The organism is Psychrobacter sp. SZ93C1 (assembly GCF_015864635.1).
GTDB classification, from domain to species: Bacteria; Pseudomonadota; Gammaproteobacteria; order Pseudomonadales; family Moraxellaceae; genus Psychrobacter; species Psychrobacter fozii.
In genome coordinates this window covers 89,225-104,646 of sequence record NZ_JADYWY010000011.1, presented here as the reverse complement: position 1 = coordinate 104,646, position 15,422 = coordinate 89,225, and the positions used below count along the sequence as shown (strand labels likewise).

Genomic DNA, 15,422 nt, shown 5'->3' with positions numbered 1-15,422 from the left:
CTGATCCCTTCCCGAACTCAGAAGTGAAACATCGTTGCGCCAATGGTAGTGTGGATTCGTCCATGTGAGAGTAGGTCATCGTCAGCTCTCTATTCAAAGTTAAACCCCCAACGCTCACGCGCTGGGGGTTTTCTTTTGCCTATAGTTTGCAATAGCTACGGGTGTTGGGGCTAATCTTTAATTTAGAGACTAACCTTATTCATACCTATTCGAACCTCAATAAACATTCATTTGAGTATAGTCAAAACTGCTAAATTTTATCAAATATCTGATGAGTATCTCCATATTATTTGTACTATTTTCCCCTCCCCAATATAGTTTATTTGATTTTTATCATGGAGATACGTCCTATTTTTAGAGATTTCAGTCTAGATAGATATATGCACGGTTATTGAGTATATTGCAGGTTTTAATAATCTAAAATGATTTGACTTATATCATTTTAGCTGTTAATTTTAAATAGTGTATTTATTACAGAATTATATAAATAACGTTTTAACTTTGTGGATAACTCGTTATTTTTTTAATCTAAAGTACTAAATATAAGCTTTACTCCTACTCTTATAATTATCAAAAGGAATTGATAATGAAATTAGCTCCTCTTCTTTCAATTGCTGCCTTAGCGGCTGCCAGTCTTTTAGGCTGTTCTAACCAATCTGCTGACACAACTGATGGCTCATCAGCCACCTCTCAAGAGACTACTGTACTACGCTTCTCACATTTTTGGCCAGCCACCTCATCTATTAGCACAGAGGTCTTTGAACCTTGGGCTAAAAAAATAGAGGCAGATTCTTATGGTCGTCTAAAAATAGAGTTATATCCTTCCGCAGGTCTTGCCAAAGCGGATGTTACCTACGAATCTGCAGCAAAAGGCACGATAGATATCGGTTCACAAGCGCACGGCTATACTAACGGTCGTTTTCCATTGACTCAAATTACTGAGCTCCCTGGTTTGTCCAATTCAGCAAGTCAAATGGGCTGTATGCTACAGACTCTTTATGACGATGGTACGCTTGCTAGTGAGTACGAAGATACGCATCTATTGTTTATGTACGGTGGAGGGCCTGGTGCGCTTCATACAACAGATAAGCTGATTCGAACGCCTGCAGACATGAAGGGTATGCGTATCCGCCGTCCTTCTGCGGTGGCAGGTGACATTATCGAGAGTGCTGGCGCTTCACCAGTAGGTTTACCTGCGAACGATATGTATACCTCGTTACAGCGTGGAGTTGTCGATGGGTTGAGTTTTCCTTGGGAAGCGGTAACGGCATTTAAGATTGACGAGATTACCAAATATCATACCAATATTCCTTTTTATAGTTCGGCGCTGATGGTGACTATGAATAAGGATAAATACGACACTTTGCCTGATGATTTGAAGAAAGTTTTGGATGAAAACTCAGGAATGGCGCTTGCTAGCAAAGTTGGTGAAGTATTCGATAAGCACGATCAGATGGCCATTCAAGCTGCTAAAGACAAAGGTGATGAAATCATCGAAATCCCTGATCCACTAAATGATCCAGACTGGAAAGGACCGCTCGAAAAAGGAACGCAAAAATATCTAAGTGATGTCAAAGCTTTGGGTCTAGATGCTGATGGTGTCTACGAAAAAGCAAAAGCCGCCAGTGCAGCCTGCAAGGTTTAATTTATTGGAGGTATCACATGGCATTTTTAGTAAAAATCAGCACCTTTATTTCTAGGCTATGCCAGTTCATCGGTGGTGTTAGTCTTATTATTCTTGTTCTTGTAACTATGTTAGATGTGACAGCTCGTTATATTTTCAAGCTCACTGGTGGGGAGTTTGGCTTTACGGTCAAAGGTAGCGTAGAAATTGTGTCGTATTTCATGTTATTTGCTTTGCTTGCTGCCTTTGCCGCTTTTGTGGAACGCTCACAAATCATTGTCGATGTCTTCACTCAAAAAATGTCAAAAGCTGTTAAAGGCTACATGATGGGCACTTTTATGATGGGTTTCTTCATCATCGGTATTGTGTTCACATGGGGACTTTATGAGAGCGCTTTTGATGCGATAGAGTATGGCAAAGTCACTCAAGACCTTCGAATATCTATGATGCCCATTTACGCTATCAGTGCCTTTTTAAGCATACTACTTGCCATTCGATCATTAATCGAATCCATTAATATCTTTAAGACAGGCGAGTTTTTTGACGCTGAGGAGACAGGGGCATGAGTCCAGAAATTATTGGCGCCATTGGTTTGTTGTGCATGATTGCGATGGTCATGCTGCGCGTTCCTGTTGCGCTCGCTATGCTAGGTGTTGGTTTGGTTGGCTTCGGTGCAGTGACAGCACCGATTGGTGCCGTGCAAATGCTTAAGGATTTACCAGTTGATGTTTTAGCAAAATATGATTTTAGCGCTATTCCTTTATTCATACTTATGGGTGTCTTTGCTTCTCATTCGGGTATGGCAGGAAAGTTATTTGATGCGACTCGCACGATATTTGGTGGCGTGAGGGGTAGTCTAGGTATTGCTGGTATCGGTTCGTCCGGTATCTTTGCTTCAATCTCAGGGTCATCATTGGCGACTGCATCTACCATGACCAAGGTTGCATTGCCACAAATGGAAAAGTACGGTTATCAACCTGGTTTTGCTTGTGGCATTTTAGCAGCAGGTGGTACGTTAGGTATTATGATCCCGCCCAGCATTGCGCTACTGGTCTATGCCATCCTAACTCAGCAGTCTGTCGGTGATATGTTTATTGCTGGCTTTTTACCTGGTATGTTAGGGATGGTGATGTACTCAATCACTGTCATGGTTATGGTACGCTGGAAGCCGCATTTAGCACGTCGCGGTGAGCCTACTTCTTTGAAAGCCAAGTTGCTATCGTTGACGGGACTCATACCATTTAGCTTTATTTTCATTGTGATTATCGCTGGTATTTTCTTCGGGTTATTTACTCCGACAGAAGGAGCGGCAGTCGGTGCGTTTGTTTCTTGGGCTTATGCTTTTGTCAAAGGTATGCGTCTAGATGGTTTAAAGCAGTCGTTGATTGAGACGCTCGCATTGTCAGCAGTGGTTTTTTTTATGCTACTGGGTGCAGAAGCCTTGGGTTACTTTATATCTGTATCACGCTTGTCTTATACATTGGCAACGTGGATTGGCACGCTAGATGTCAGCCCAATGATTGTATTGATCTGCATCTTAATCATGTACTTCCTCTTAGGGTTGTTCATGGATGCTTTAGCAATGTTAGTAATCACTATTCCAGTGGTATATCCAATCATTGTGGCGTTAGGGTTTGATCCAGTGTGGTTTGGCATCATCGCTGTATTGACAGTAGAGCTTGGGCTGATTACGCCCCCGATGGGGATGAATATCTTTGTGATTAAGGCGATGGCACCGCATATTAAGCTATCTGATATGTTCCGCGGGGTCGCGCCATTCATTGTCTCTGATCTGATACGACTGGTTATTTTGGTCGCCTTCCCAGCGATATCTTTGGTGTTGCTAACGTAAGCTATATTGGTAAAAGTAAGTTTAAAAAATCACAGCTTATAGTTCATCTAAAGTTTCCACTAGTAAGGCCATATTGTTTTCATAGCAATATGGCTTTTTTATGATCAAAGAAAAGGTTGGCGTCATTATTCTATTATTAACTTATCCTCCATAAAGTCGCACTATGAGACACTTTATAAGTGGTCATTTTGATTGCTCGAAGGTAAGTCTTTTACTAGCGTAGATTATATAGTCGATTCAATTTGAAAGTAGTACAAGGCAAACGAGTGTAGATGTATAGGTGATACTTCAAGCGAGGTTAACGTTGTCATATTTCTATAGTGGAATGACTATAGATAGATAACTTTTCTTATCATTCTAAGGGCTTGTGAATGTAGTAAACTGGTTGGCACTTCTGAATAGATAGTTTGATAAGTAGAGAAAATAATGGCAATTGATTTTAGTAACACGCTTATAGTTGCGATTTCTGCAACCGCACTTTTTGATTTAACGGAATCAGAAAATTATTTATTAGAGTTATTAGAGCAGCGCCCGATAAGCGCTATCAAAGAGTTTCGTGACTACATGACCGAGCGTGAAAACGATCCTTTAGATATTGGCGCTGGATATCCACTAATCAAAGCATTGCTGAATCTCAATCATTATTGTAATAATAAAATACAAGATATAGAGACCGATGCGCCTTTGGTGGAAGTGGTCATTGTCTCAAAAAGTAGCCCAGACACTGGCATTCAGGTACTCAATGCCATTCTTGCAGATGGCATTAATATTTCACGCTCGGCATTTATTTCAGGTAGCCCTGTTGCGCCTTACATAAAAGATTTCAATGTCGATTTATTTCTGACCACCAACCGTGATGATGCGCAGCAAGTTGCCGATGCCAATATTTGTGCTTGTGCGATACTGGATGCGACCCCTGTTAATACTTATGAATTGGATACTGAGCAATTACGTATTGCCTTCGATGGCGATGCAGTGCTGTTTGATGATTCAGGAGAGTTGCTCTATAAACAAAAAGGCCTGCGCGCTTTTCATGATCGTGAAGCACAGATGCGTGACTTGCCGATTGAAAAAGGGCCTTATGCTGAGCTGTTAATCAAGCTATCGAGCCTGCAAGAGCGTCTGCCAGCTGGTCTGAAACTGTCTCCGATAAAGATTGCTTTAGTCACTGCTCGTAATGCACCTGCTGACCTGCGTGCTATCAAGACGCTGCGGGAGTGGGGCGTAAACGTTGATATGGCATTCTTCTTAGGAGGATTGGAGAAAACAGCAGTCCTGAGAACGTTTGCACCACATATCTTTTTTGATGATTCAATCAAGCATATCGATGCGGCACGTAGTTTCATTCCTACTGCTTTGGTTCCTTACCACTCGACATCATTATTACATGGTGATAGCTACTTAACGGCTGATAAAGATGCTGCATTATTATCATTTAAACCAGTAGAGCACCCACTATTTGCTATAAATCTGTAAGAAATGCTTGAAGAAATTAACCCAAAGGATAAAAAATAATATGAACTGGCGGCAATTATTTACCTTGTTCGTAGCCCGAATCAAGCAAGTTTTTGGTTTATATGCTTTTGTACTAATACCCATGTGGGGCATGTTTTTTTTGAATGAAGTGGCATTATTTGGACTGTGGAATATTTTTGGTATTGTGCCACGTGCCCTAGATGTGGGCAGCATGATAGGCGTTTTTGCGTCATGGACGATGCATGGTAATTATTCACATTTACTTGGCAACACAATAACGTTATTACAAATTTTATTTTTATTCGGGTTGTTTGAAAAAAACGCCTATCGAACCATACTTAAATTGATAGTGGCTTCTGGGTTAGTCACTTGGGTTATCGGTTCGCCATCTTCCATCCATATTGGAGCTTCGGGGTTATGCTTTGCGATGCTCGGTTACATGATAGGAGGGGCTGTATTTGCACGACGCTGGGGTTATCTATTGGCTTGTATCGTTATGGGAGCAGGGTATTGGCTCACTATCAAAGAGGGCTTGATGCCGCAAGAAGGTATCTCCTTTGCCGCGCATTTCGGTGGTTTATGTGCGGGGCTGCTGCTAGGTGCTAACTCTAAGCATACTTATGCGCCAACGTCTCGTCAATGAAAAGCAAAGTAAATAAGGCGGTAATTTAGATTTTTTATTCATCTAAAATACCGCCTCATCATCATATATCTTTTTGAAAAATGTACTGCTAATGGACTTTCTGTCTTAACTTTCTTTTAATTCGTTAGCTTTGTTTATCAGTGCAAATGCTGATAAATAATGGATCATCTGTGGCTAAATCTCGCCATGCAGTCGTTTGTTTTACATGTTCATCAATTGATAGGGTATTGCCTTTCTCAGGTATAACGTAGTCTGCACGTGCAGGAATACTGCAATCGATAACTTGAGGAACTTTCTCTATACTTCTTCGTCTTTCAAATAAATACAAATTGAATAAATGTATATCTGGATTATCTACTTGTACACTAGCGTTTCCAATATCTGCAGCGATAAACCGTAATATGTGCGGCTTAGCGTAAGACCATGGACGGAACCACTCCGTGCTTTCTGCTGTTTTGACGACTTCTACGCCTTCTGGTAGCTTTTCAACTTGTTGACCATACCAGCTGTACTCTTGGTTTATTTGAAATGCAAACATACCAATAGCAGCAAATAAGGGAATCAGCCATTTAGGAGCGCGTTTGCCTGCCAGTTTGCTGAGGTGAGTTATGATAAGTGCTATTCCAGCCATACCAAATGCGGCAGCGATGGTAGCGATAAACTCAAAAAGCATAAAATATTCCTTAATGCGTTAGATGTGTTTAATTGAACCTATTGGATAAATTAAAAATCTAGTTATTATAGCTATAGAATAAAAAAATCACCCACAAGCAATTACTGCCTGTGAGTGATATATAGTAACAGAAGATATATCCTCAGTTGTGAGCTTAGTGGTCGACTGCACCGCCAGCGCCACGTGGAGAACGTACGCTCTCAACCAACTCTTGGATATGTGCTGGTGGTGGCGCAGTAGCATAAGATACAGCGAATGCTACGATGAAGTTAAGCAATGCACCAACTGCACCAAATGATAATGGTGAGATACCAAATAACCAGTACTCTTCAGTATCAGGGAAGTTAGCAGTACCGCTGATGAAGAACCAACCTTTGAACATAAAGATATAGACAAGAACGACTATTAAACCAGTCAACATACCTGCAATAGCACCAAGATTGTTGATGCGTTTAGAGAAAATACCCATCATCAATACAGGGAACAATGAAGAGGCAGCAATACCGAAGGCCAGTGCTACGACCTGTGCGGCAAACCCTGGTGGATTCATACCTAAGTAAGTCGCTACTACAATCGCCACACCCATAGTGATACGAGCATACTTCAACTCTTGTGCATCAGTAATATTTGGGTTTAAGTTACCTTTGATTAAGTCATGACTGATGGCTGATGAAATTGCGAGCAGTAGACCTGCAGCTGTTGATAGTGCGGCTGCCAAACCACCTGCAGCGATAAGACCAATAACCCATGGTGGAAGCTGTGCAATCTCTGGATTCGCTAGAACTAAGATATCAGCGTTAACATCAAGCTCGTTACCTGCCCATCCAGCGTCAGCAAAACGACCATCAAGCTCTGCATCATGTGCAATACGAGCGGTTTCTACTGCTGCAGTTGCTGCAGCAACATCGCCACCGTCAGCTTGAGCAGTATTAAGGGCGATCTGAGCGGCACCAAGTCCACTGTCGCTATATAACTGGATACGACCATCATTATTTAGATCGTTATACTTTATAAGACCTGTCTCTTCCCAAGTTTTCATCCAATCAGGACGATCATCATTAAGAATAGGTTGGCTCTCAACACCTTGTGGATAGATAGTATCTACTAGGTTTAAGCGCGCCATAGCACCTACTGCTGGAGCAGTGAAGTACAATAGTGAGATAAATACTAACGTCCAACCAGCAGTCCAACGAGCATCAGCGACTTTAGGTACAGTGAAAAAGCGAATGATAACGTGTGGTAGACCTGCTGTACCGATCATAAGCGTCAAGGTAAACAGTACCATGTTGAGCTTGTTAGGCACGTCAGCAGTATACGAAGAAAAACCTAAGTCAGTAACGACTTGATTCAGCTTGGTCAAAATAGGGACACCTGATTCGACATGGTTTGAGAACAAACCTAAACCTGGAATTGGGTTACCTGTCAACTCAAGTGAAATAAAGACGGCAGGAATAGTATAGGCAATCATCAGAACCACATACTGGGCAACCTGCGTATAGGTAATCCCTTTCATACCACCAAGTACAGCATAAAAGAAGACAACAATAGCAGCGATAACAAGACCAGTACTGCTCTCAACTTCTAAGAAGCGTGAGAATGCAACACCAGCACCGGTCATCTGACCGATAACATAAGTGGTCGATGCAGTAATCAAACAGACCACAGCAATCATAGCAGCCGTTTTTGAGTAAAAACGATCACCAATAAAGTCCGGAACCGTGAACTTACCAAATTTACGCAAGTAAGGCGCTAAAAGCATCGCTAGTAGAACGTAACCGCCTGTCCAACCCATCAAGTAGGTAGAAGCGCCATAACCACCAGCAGCAATCAGACCTGCCATTGAGATAAATGACGCCGCACTCATCCAGTCAGCAGCGGTTGCCATACCGTTAACGACCGGATGGACACCACCGCCAGCAACATAAAATTCACTGGTTGAACCAGCACGAGCCCAAATCGCAATACCGAAGTACAGTGCGAAAGATAGACCCACAAAAATAAGATTAATTACAAATTGACTCATGGGGCTATTCCTCGTCTACGCCATATTGTTTATCTAACTTATTCATACGCCAAGCGTAAAAGAAAATTAGGATGATAAAAATACCAATAGATCCTTGCTGAGCAAACCAAAAGCCCAGATCAGTACCACCGATTTTGATACCAGCTAACAATGGACGAAACAAAATACCAAAGCCGTACGAGCATAGTACCCAAACGACAAGGCAACCTTGAATGAGACGAATATTGGCTTTCCAATATCCAGATGAATCGCTGTGGTTCTCCATAGGACAACTCCTTTTGTCTTACCTAAAATGTTATTGTCGGTCTAATTTTACTAAATCGTGATGGTTTCACATTTATCGATTACCGCGATATTATATCTATGGCAACAATTTGCTTGATAGACTGCAAATCCAAAATTATTTAATAGTGTTACTAAAAAAGTACCAACAACATGAGAAAGGTTTTGGCTATTTTTTATTACTCAAATGGTCATAAAAAATAGATACGTACTGTGCCAAACAGTGGGAAACGCAATACGTAACAGCATATTTTTACTGAAAGCTGATTGCCAAAAGTGATAAATGAATGCTTCAGTATTGCATCGGTCACTTTTATTAAAAATGTTGTATAGGAATAATAGGGCTTATCGAGGAAGAGAGAGAGGGAGTAGGACAATCCACTGTCTTTTTTGCAATCTTGTCTTCCTGACAAGGACCTGAACATTTTTAATGTTCTAAAAATTCATGTTGACCAGTAAATATTACATCAACATGAATGTCTAAAATGCATTTTGCCTGTACTAAATAGAAGTAATGGCAATAATTGAGTGTGCATTTAAGATATCTATATAGCATCTAGTATTGGTATATATCCTCTCAATAGTTAAAATCGCAGGGATGATACAACAATAGTCTAATAAATACTGCTAAATTGTTACTCAATACATTCTATAGTATATCAAGTGTAAGTAACATTTATTTAATAAATATATTATCAGAATTAATAACTAAATGTGATAATCGTTAATCACTCAATGTCTATATCATGCACATGATATTTTGGTATCGAATGTTTTGAGCAAGATGCTTTCGTGTCTTGCATTGGTCGAAATATGATACCGGTACTACTCTTAGAGAAAGTCTATAAAGTGTTAATCGTTAATGAGGAGTCCGTATGAATGACGGAATAGCAGGTTGGTTTAATAGCATCGTAAATTATGGTGTCAGCATTATTTGGGGTAACAATGATTGGTTGATTGCCAGTAACCCTTGGTATGGATTGTTAGTGTTCGTACTTATTGGCGCAGGTCTTTACTTTACCATTATTACACGCTTTATTCAGTTTCGTCATTTTGGCCATATGTGGAAGCTATTACGCGTTTCCAATCAAGGGCGTAAAGATGGCGGTATTAGCTCATTTGAAGCATTAATGACATCATTAGCAGCCCGCGTCGGCACAGGTAACTTGGCAGGGGTAGCCATTGCCATTTATCTTGGTGGTCCAGGTGCTGTGTTTTGGATGTGGATGACTGCAATCGTCGGTATGTCGACGAGCTTTATTGAGTCAACGCTCGCTCAAGCATATAAAGTACCGCACAATGACAATGTCTATCGTGGTGGACCGGCTTACTATATTGAAAAAGGTTTGGGTAAACGCTGGTTAGCTATATTTTTCTCATTATGTCTACTAGTGGCTTTTGGTTTGGCGTTCAACGGTGTACAGTCAAATACCATCGCACAAGCAACGCATGAAGCCTTCGGTATTCCAACGTGGATGACAGGCTTGATACTAGTAGTCTTAGTAGCGCCAGTGGTATTCGGTGGCTTGCGTTCGGTTGCCCGTATCGCGGGTAAAATCGTACCAGTCATGGCTATTTTATATGTGTTATTGGCCTTATATATTATCGTTACCAACTTTAGCCAGTTCCCAGCAGCGATTGCTTTGATTGTAAAATCAGCATTTGGTTTTGAGCAAGCAGCAGGTGGTGTGATCGGTTATGGTATTGCTCAGGCAATGATTAATGGTATCAAACGTGGCTTATTCTCTAACGAAGCAGGTATGGGTTCAGCGCCTAATGCGGCAGCAACTGCAAAAAGCCATCCTGACCATCCCGCAGTGCAAGGCTTCATGCAAATGCTGGGTGTATTTATGGATACTCTTATCATCTGTACAGCAACCGCGTCGATTATCATATTATCTGGTGTGGTCGATCCAAATGTTGAACAAGAAGGTATTCAGCTGACTCAGCTCGCACTATCACAGTATGTGGGTGACTTAGGTGTGGTGTTCGTTGCCATCGCTATTTTCTTCTTTTCGTTCACTTCTATCATCGCCAATTATAGCTATGGTGAGTCGAATCTTGAGTTTATATCTGGTGCCAAAAATGCCAAGGTAATGATCATGGTATTCCGCTTCATGGTATTGGGCATGGTATTCATTGGTGCCGTTGCTAGCTTACCTGCTATTTGGAATTTCGCCGATTTATCAATGGGTCTGATGGCACTGGTCAACTTGGTGGCTATTGTCATGCTATCTCCAGTGGCGCTTAGAATTTTACGTGATTATGAACGTCAAATAAAAGAGGGCAAAACAGGAGATCAAATCAAATTTAACCCTGATGATTTCGTGAAGCTAAAAGATGAAGCCAATCGTGATGCGTGGACAGATTAATTTTGATGATTAAATGAAGTCTATAAGCACAAAAAACCGCCCTTTCTATAATATAGAAAGGGCGGTTTTTTATTGAACTGCTATAACGCTATGGGAGCAATGATGGTCTCAATCATAGATTACATGTTTGGATAGTTAGGGCCACCGCCACCTTCTGGCGTTACCCAAGTGATGTTTTGCGAAGGATCTTTGATATCGCACGTTTTGCAATGTACACAGTTTTGTGCATTGATAACAAACTTAGCGCCTTCAGCATTTTTAACCACTTCATAAACACCGGCTGGGCAATATAAACGCGCAGGCTCTGCATATAAAGGCAAGTTAATTGAGACAGGAACCGTTGGATCGGTCAGTTTTAAATGCGTCGGCTGATCTTCAGCGTGGTTGGTATTAGAGATAAATACTGACGACAATTTATCAAAGACCAGCTTGCCATCAGGCTTGAGATAAGTTGGCTGATAAGCATGAGCAGCACGTTCAAGCTGATCATAGTCATGTAGATTGTCATGTAAGGTAAATGGCATTTTACTCTTTAATAGATTGTGCTCAATAAAGGTGAAAGCACCACCCATAAACAGACCCATGCGATGTATCGCAGGCGAGAAGTTACGTGACTCATAGTTGTCTTGATACAGCCATGACTCTTTGTACATGGTTGTATAAGCAACGACTTCGTCATGCTGACGATCAGCTTGCAAGGCTTCAAAGATAGCTTCGGCTGCGAGCATACCCGACTTCATCGAGGTATGAGTCCCTTTGATTTTGGCAGGGTTCAAGAAGCCAGCATCATCACCGACCAAAACACCACCTGGGAAGGTGAATTTCGGTAGTGAATTTAGACCACCTTTGGTCAATGCACGTGCGCCGTAAGAAATGCGTTTGCCGCCTTCTAATACGTTTTTGATGACAGGATGTGTCTTCAAACGCTGCATCTCATCAAATGGCGACATATATGGGTTGTGGTAAGACAAGTCAGCAACAAGACCAAAGCTGACCTGGTTGTTTTCATCAAAGTACAACCACCAGCCACCAGTAGAACCCGTTTCGGTTAGTGGCCAGCCCAGACCGTGCATCACTACGCCTTGCTCATGTTTTTCAGGCACAACGTCCCACAGCTCTTTTAAGCCAAGACCATAATGTTGAGGATCTGAATCTTTATCAAGATCAAAACGGCTGATTAGACGTTTGCCTAGGTGACCGCGGCTACCTTCAGCAAAGATAGTATATTTGGCAAGCAGCTCGTAACCAGGCTCAAAGCTTGGCTTGGCTTCGCCATTAGCAGCCACGCCCATATCACCCGTTAAGACACCGCGTACAGAGCCATCGTCATTATATAAGATGTCATCGGCAGGGAAGCCTGGGAACATCATGACTTCTAGTTCTTCCGCTTGTACAGCTAACCAACGAACCACATTACCTAAGGAGACAATATAGTTGCCGTCATTGTGCATCGGCCCTGGAATCAAAGAATCAGGCACTTTAGTAGAGCGTGTGGCCGAGTTTAGATAGTAGAAGCGATCTTCGGTCGCTGGCACGTTAAGCGGTGCGCCTTTTTCTTTCCAATCTGGAATTAGCTCGTTTAACGCACGTGGTTCGATGACCGCGCCAGATAAGGTATGAGCACCAAATTCAGAGCCTTTCTCAACCACACAAACCATAAATTCATCATTGCCAGCTGCAATAGCAAGTTGACGTAGACGAATAGCGGCAGAAAGACCAGCAGGTCCGCCGCCGACGATGATGACATCGAACTCCATTGATTCACGTTCGATTTCAGGCTCTACCGCCACAGGTTCTACGACTGGCTCTGGTGCTTTTTCGATAATAACTTCTTCAGCAAGTTGCTCTTCCACCGCGACTTCTTCAACTGCCACTTCTTGAGTCGCAACTTCTGGTGCTGCTTTGTTCAGATTTGCTGTTTCTGGCTTGTCAGTGTTCACAGTATTACCGTCGATGATTGCTTCTTGATTGTTTGGCTCTTGCATACCTACTCCTAAACTTTTAGTGGCTTATCTCAGGGCATCATTAGCTTAACAATTGAATAATAGAGTTGCGGCGCTAACGTTACTCAGACATATGGCTGCCCGATAAAAACTGTCTTTGCGGCATCAATTGATCACGCTGCTATTGAGATCAATTTATTTAAAGATATCAACACATAACGTAAAATGTGTCATTAACACAATAGCCACTTGATCGTTTTAATAAAAATAAAAAATCGTTACTCATTATAAAAGAAAAGTCCTATAAACACGATACGCATTTATGAGTATAGGTGTTAAGGTAATATCGAGTTAATGAGTGGTTTATGATGACATGGTCTCATCATACCCGAAACTAAAATTTATAGTAATAACAGATTTGCCAAACTTTGAATACTAGGTAAAGGATTATACAATGAATAATGACAATAATAGTGCTGCTAGTAATCGTAAAAATGGTGCTGAAGTCCCTAATGACGTGTCACCCGACCTAAATAACATGGATGCGCTTAGCCTGTATTTAAAGTCTACTGCAGGCTCACGCAAAGGTCGTGCAATACCACCACTAGAGAACTGGCATCCTGATAATGTGGCTGATATGGATCTGGTCATAAAGGCAAATGGTGAGTGGTGGCATGAAGGTGGTGAAATGACTAGAGAGTCATTAGTCAGCTTGTTTGCGACTATATTGTGGAAAGAAGAAAATGAGGGCATCACTGAGTACTTTTTGAAGACACCTGTGCAAAAAATTCGCATTCAGGTTGAAGATGCGCCACTCCTAATCAATGATGTCGGTATCGTCAATGAGGGCAATAAAAGTTGGTTAGAGTTTACGACCACAACAGGCGATGTGGTACGTTTAGATGATGAGCATCAAATCATATTAAAGGCGTATAATGCTAAAGGTCATAATGCAATCGATCATGCAACGTCTGAGGCAAATGCTGATAATCATCAGGGGAAAACATCCGAAACGCAAATACGTCCTTATATGCCCGTGAGGAATGGTTTGACAGCACTGATCGGTCGCAACACTTTCTATCATTTGACAGAAATTGGTGAGTTGAAAGAGCAAGATGGTGAAGTGATATTGACCTTACAAAGTGGTGGCAACTCGTATCAATTATCGATGCCAGCCGATTAACAACACTGGTAAATTACGCTACACTTAATAGATAGAATGATTTTTACCAACTAAAACACTGATAGCGGTATGATATAGTCGATTCAATTTAAAAGTAGTACAAGGCAACTGAGTGTAGATGTATATTAAATACTTCAAGCGAGGTTAACACGGTAATGCTTTTATAGTGGAATGACCATATTTAAGTCAATCTGCGATTGAATAAGTAGTATAAAGATGACGATATGTGTATAAAAATGGCAGTAACGTAATCATGGATATTGCCGCAAGTAATACCCCTAATACAATCAAAGTACGCTCAGATGACCTTAATAGTAACGGCTCTGAATGTATATCTAACGCTGCTATTATCGAAACTGGCACTAGTACTAATGTGCATGGTAGAAGTCGAAATGCGCCAATTGGACTGTTTGATTCTGGTCTCGGGGGGCTGTCTGTCTATCTACATTTAGCGAAGCAGTTATCTACTGAGCGTTATGTTTATTATGCTGATACGCTGAATGTGCCTTATGGTAATCGTGACAGTGCAGATATCGAAGCGCTAACGTTGACGGCAGTAGAGTGGTTGTATCAGCAAGGCTGTAAGCTTATCGTCATTGCGTGCAACAGTGCCTCAGCTTATGCACTTGAGACAGCACGGCGTTATTATCCACAGTTACCTATCGTTGGTTTAGTCCCTGCCTTGAAGCCAGCAGTACTCGCCAGTAAAAGTGGCCGTGTTGCAGTATTGGCGACCAAGGCGACTTTGAATGGTACGTTGCTGAATGACGTTATCAATAACGTCGCAAAACCTAATCGTACGATAGTTACTAAGTACTTTGATCCGCAATTGGTCCCTTGGGTAGAGGCTGGGATGCCAGAGGAAAGCGAAACGGCGCTAAATTTGCGCCAGCAGCTACAAGTGTTTGCAAATGATAGTATTGACCAATTGGTGCTAGGCTGTACGCACTATCCGTTTTTTAAACCATTTTTATTAGATGAGATTGCTCAGCAGCAGTTATCGATGCAGGTGGTTGACTCTGGACAAGCAATCGCTGAACGTGTCAAACAACTATTGGTCATAAACCAGCTGTCGGCGTCAATTAAGAGTAATTCAAATGGTCTAGCGGCCATTGGTGGCTCAGATATTAATCTGCGGTCACCATTGGTTTTTTATGCGACCAAATATGATGAAAAACTGGATGTTTTGATTACGCGGTTGCTTGGCAGCGAAGTCATATTACAATATTATGCTAAGTAAGGGCGACTGATACTGCTTATATAAAGCCCATAATCCTACTTATATCATTAAAATAAATTGAACCCAATTTTTATAAGACTGTGCTAGTCTGTGCAAAACAAGATATTTGTG

12 protein-coding genes and 1 rRNA gene are annotated in these 15,422 nt (G+C 41.6%); 9 read left to right on the top strand and 4 right to left on the bottom strand.

Annotated features, from left to right (window positions below; genetic code table 11):
• The 6 genes from rrf to I6E83_RS13380 all read left to right on the top strand — a co-directional run.
• Window positions 1–87: ribosomal RNA gene (gene rrf / locus I6E83_RS13405) — 5S ribosomal RNA — on the top strand; the annotation flags it as partial.
• Between the two features lie 499 nt (window positions 88–586).
• Window positions 587–1,645: a TRAP transporter substrate-binding protein gene (locus tag I6E83_RS13400; RefSeq protein ID WP_197102564.1), complete on the top strand. Its 1,059-nt coding sequence runs from the start codon at window positions 587–589 to the stop codon at window positions 1,643–1,645.
• A 17-nt stretch (window positions 1,646–1,662) separates the two neighbouring features.
• Complete coding sequence (locus tag I6E83_RS13395) at window positions 1,663–2,190, top strand: TRAP transporter small permease (protein WP_110924131.1); 528 nt, start codon at window positions 1,663–1,665, stop codon at window positions 2,188–2,190.
• Entirely contained in the window at window positions 2,187–3,476 is a 1,290-nt protein-coding gene (locus tag I6E83_RS13390; protein ID WP_110924132.1) for a TRAP transporter large permease, read from the top strand. Before I6E83_RS13395 ends, I6E83_RS13390 begins: the two co-directional genes overlap by 4 nt.
• Window positions 3,477–3,902: 426 nt before the next feature.
• On the top strand, window positions 3,903–4,952 hold the full coding sequence (locus tag I6E83_RS13385) for a 5'-nucleotidase (protein ID WP_197102561.1): 1,050 nt from the start codon (window positions 3,903–3,905) through the stop codon (window positions 4,950–4,952).
• Between the two features lie 40 nt (window positions 4,953–4,992).
• Window positions 4,993–5,595 carry a rhomboid family intramembrane serine protease gene (locus I6E83_RS13380; RefSeq protein ID WP_197102559.1) on the top strand — a complete coding sequence of 201 codons (603 nt, stop codon included), beginning with the start codon at window positions 4,993–4,995 and terminating at the stop codon, window positions 5,593–5,595.
• A 124-nt stretch (window positions 5,596–5,719) separates the two neighbouring features.
• On the opposite strand, the gene I6E83_RS13375 is transcribed toward I6E83_RS13380, so the two are convergent.
• The 3 genes from I6E83_RS13375 to I6E83_RS13365 form a co-directional block, all read right to left on the bottom strand.
• Window positions 5,720–6,268 carry a hypothetical protein gene (locus tag I6E83_RS13375; RefSeq protein WP_110924135.1) on the bottom strand — a complete coding sequence of 183 codons (549 nt, stop codon included), beginning with the start codon at window positions 6,266–6,268 and terminating at the stop codon, window positions 5,720–5,722.
• A gap of 154 nt (window positions 6,269–6,422) precedes the next feature.
• The gene (locus I6E83_RS13370; RefSeq protein WP_197102557.1) at window positions 6,423–8,291 is read right to left on the bottom strand and encodes a sodium:solute symporter family protein; all 1,869 of its coding nucleotides are present in this window, start codon (window positions 8,289–8,291) and stop codon (window positions 6,423–6,425) included.
• A 4-nt stretch (window positions 8,292–8,295) separates the two neighbouring features.
• The gene (locus I6E83_RS13365) at window positions 8,296–8,556 is read right to left on the bottom strand and encodes a DUF4212 domain-containing protein (RefSeq protein WP_110924137.1); all 261 of its coding nucleotides are present in this window, start codon (window positions 8,554–8,556) and stop codon (window positions 8,296–8,298) included.
• Between the two features lie 892 nt (window positions 8,557–9,448).
• Here I6E83_RS13365 and I6E83_RS13360 point away from each other — a divergent pair.
• Entirely contained in the window at window positions 9,449–10,945 is a 1,497-nt protein-coding gene (locus I6E83_RS13360) for an alanine/glycine:cation symporter family protein (protein ID WP_197102555.1), read from the top strand.
• Window positions 10,946–11,064: 119 nt separating this feature from the next.
• Here the strand turns inward: I6E83_RS13360 and I6E83_RS13355 are convergent, their stop codons facing one another.
• On the bottom strand, window positions 11,065–12,702 hold the full coding sequence (locus I6E83_RS13355; protein ID WP_197102578.1) for an electron transfer flavoprotein-ubiquinone oxidoreductase: 1,638 nt from the start codon (window positions 12,700–12,702) through the stop codon (window positions 11,065–11,067).
• Window positions 12,703–13,342: 640 nt separating this feature from the next.
• On the opposite strand from I6E83_RS13355, the gene I6E83_RS13350 reads away from it, so the two are divergent.
• Window positions 13,343–14,071 (top strand): DUF1285 domain-containing protein, encoded by a 729-nt coding sequence (locus I6E83_RS13350; RefSeq protein WP_197102552.1) that lies wholly within the window; start codon window positions 13,343–13,345, stop codon window positions 14,069–14,071.
• Between the two features lie 253 nt (window positions 14,072–14,324).
• On the top strand, window positions 14,325–15,311 hold the full coding sequence (gene murI, locus I6E83_RS13345; RefSeq protein ID WP_197102550.1) for a glutamate racemase: 987 nt from the start codon (window positions 14,325–14,327) through the stop codon (window positions 15,309–15,311).
• Window positions 15,312–15,422 lie beyond the last annotated feature (111 nt).

Bases quoted from the DNA above. Each gene is read 5' to 3' on its own strand.
- I6E83_RS13370 (WP_197102557.1), bottom strand. From the start codon at position 8,291: ATGAGTCAATTTGTAATTAATCTTATTTTTGTGGGTCTATCTTTCGCA.
- I6E83_RS13380 (WP_197102559.1), top strand. From the start codon at position 4,993: ATGAACTGGCGGCAATTATTTACCTTGTTCGTAGCCCGAATCAAGCAA.
- I6E83_RS13400 (WP_197102564.1), top strand. From the start codon at position 587: ATGAAATTAGCTCCTCTTCTTTCAATTGCTGCCTTAGCGGCTGCCAGT.
- murI (WP_197102550.1), top strand. From the start codon at position 14,325: ATGGATATTGCCGCAAGTAATACCCCTAATACAATCAAAGTACGCTCA.
- I6E83_RS13365 (WP_110924137.1), bottom strand. From the start codon at position 8,556: ATGGAGAACCACAGCGATTCATCTGGATATTGGAAAGCCAATATTCGT.
- I6E83_RS13375 (WP_110924135.1), bottom strand. From the start codon at position 6,268: ATGCTTTTTGAGTTTATCGCTACCATCGCTGCCGCATTTGGTATGGCT.
- I6E83_RS13350 (WP_197102552.1), top strand. From the start codon at position 13,343: ATGAATAATGACAATAATAGTGCTGCTAGTAATCGTAAAAATGGTGCT.
- I6E83_RS13360 (WP_197102555.1), top strand. From the start codon at position 9,449: ATGAATGACGGAATAGCAGGTTGGTTTAATAGCATCGTAAATTATGGT.
- I6E83_RS13385 (WP_197102561.1), top strand. From the start codon at position 3,903: ATGGCAATTGATTTTAGTAACACGCTTATAGTTGCGATTTCTGCAACC.
- I6E83_RS13390 (WP_110924132.1), top strand. From the start codon at position 2,187: ATGAGTCCAGAAATTATTGGCGCCATTGGTTTGTTGTGCATGATTGCG.
- I6E83_RS13395 (WP_110924131.1), top strand. From the start codon at position 1,663: ATGGCATTTTTAGTAAAAATCAGCACCTTTATTTCTAGGCTATGCCAG.
- I6E83_RS13355 (WP_197102578.1), bottom strand. From the start codon at position 12,702: ATGGAGTTCGATGTCATCATCGTCGGCGGCGGACCTGCTGGTCTTTCT.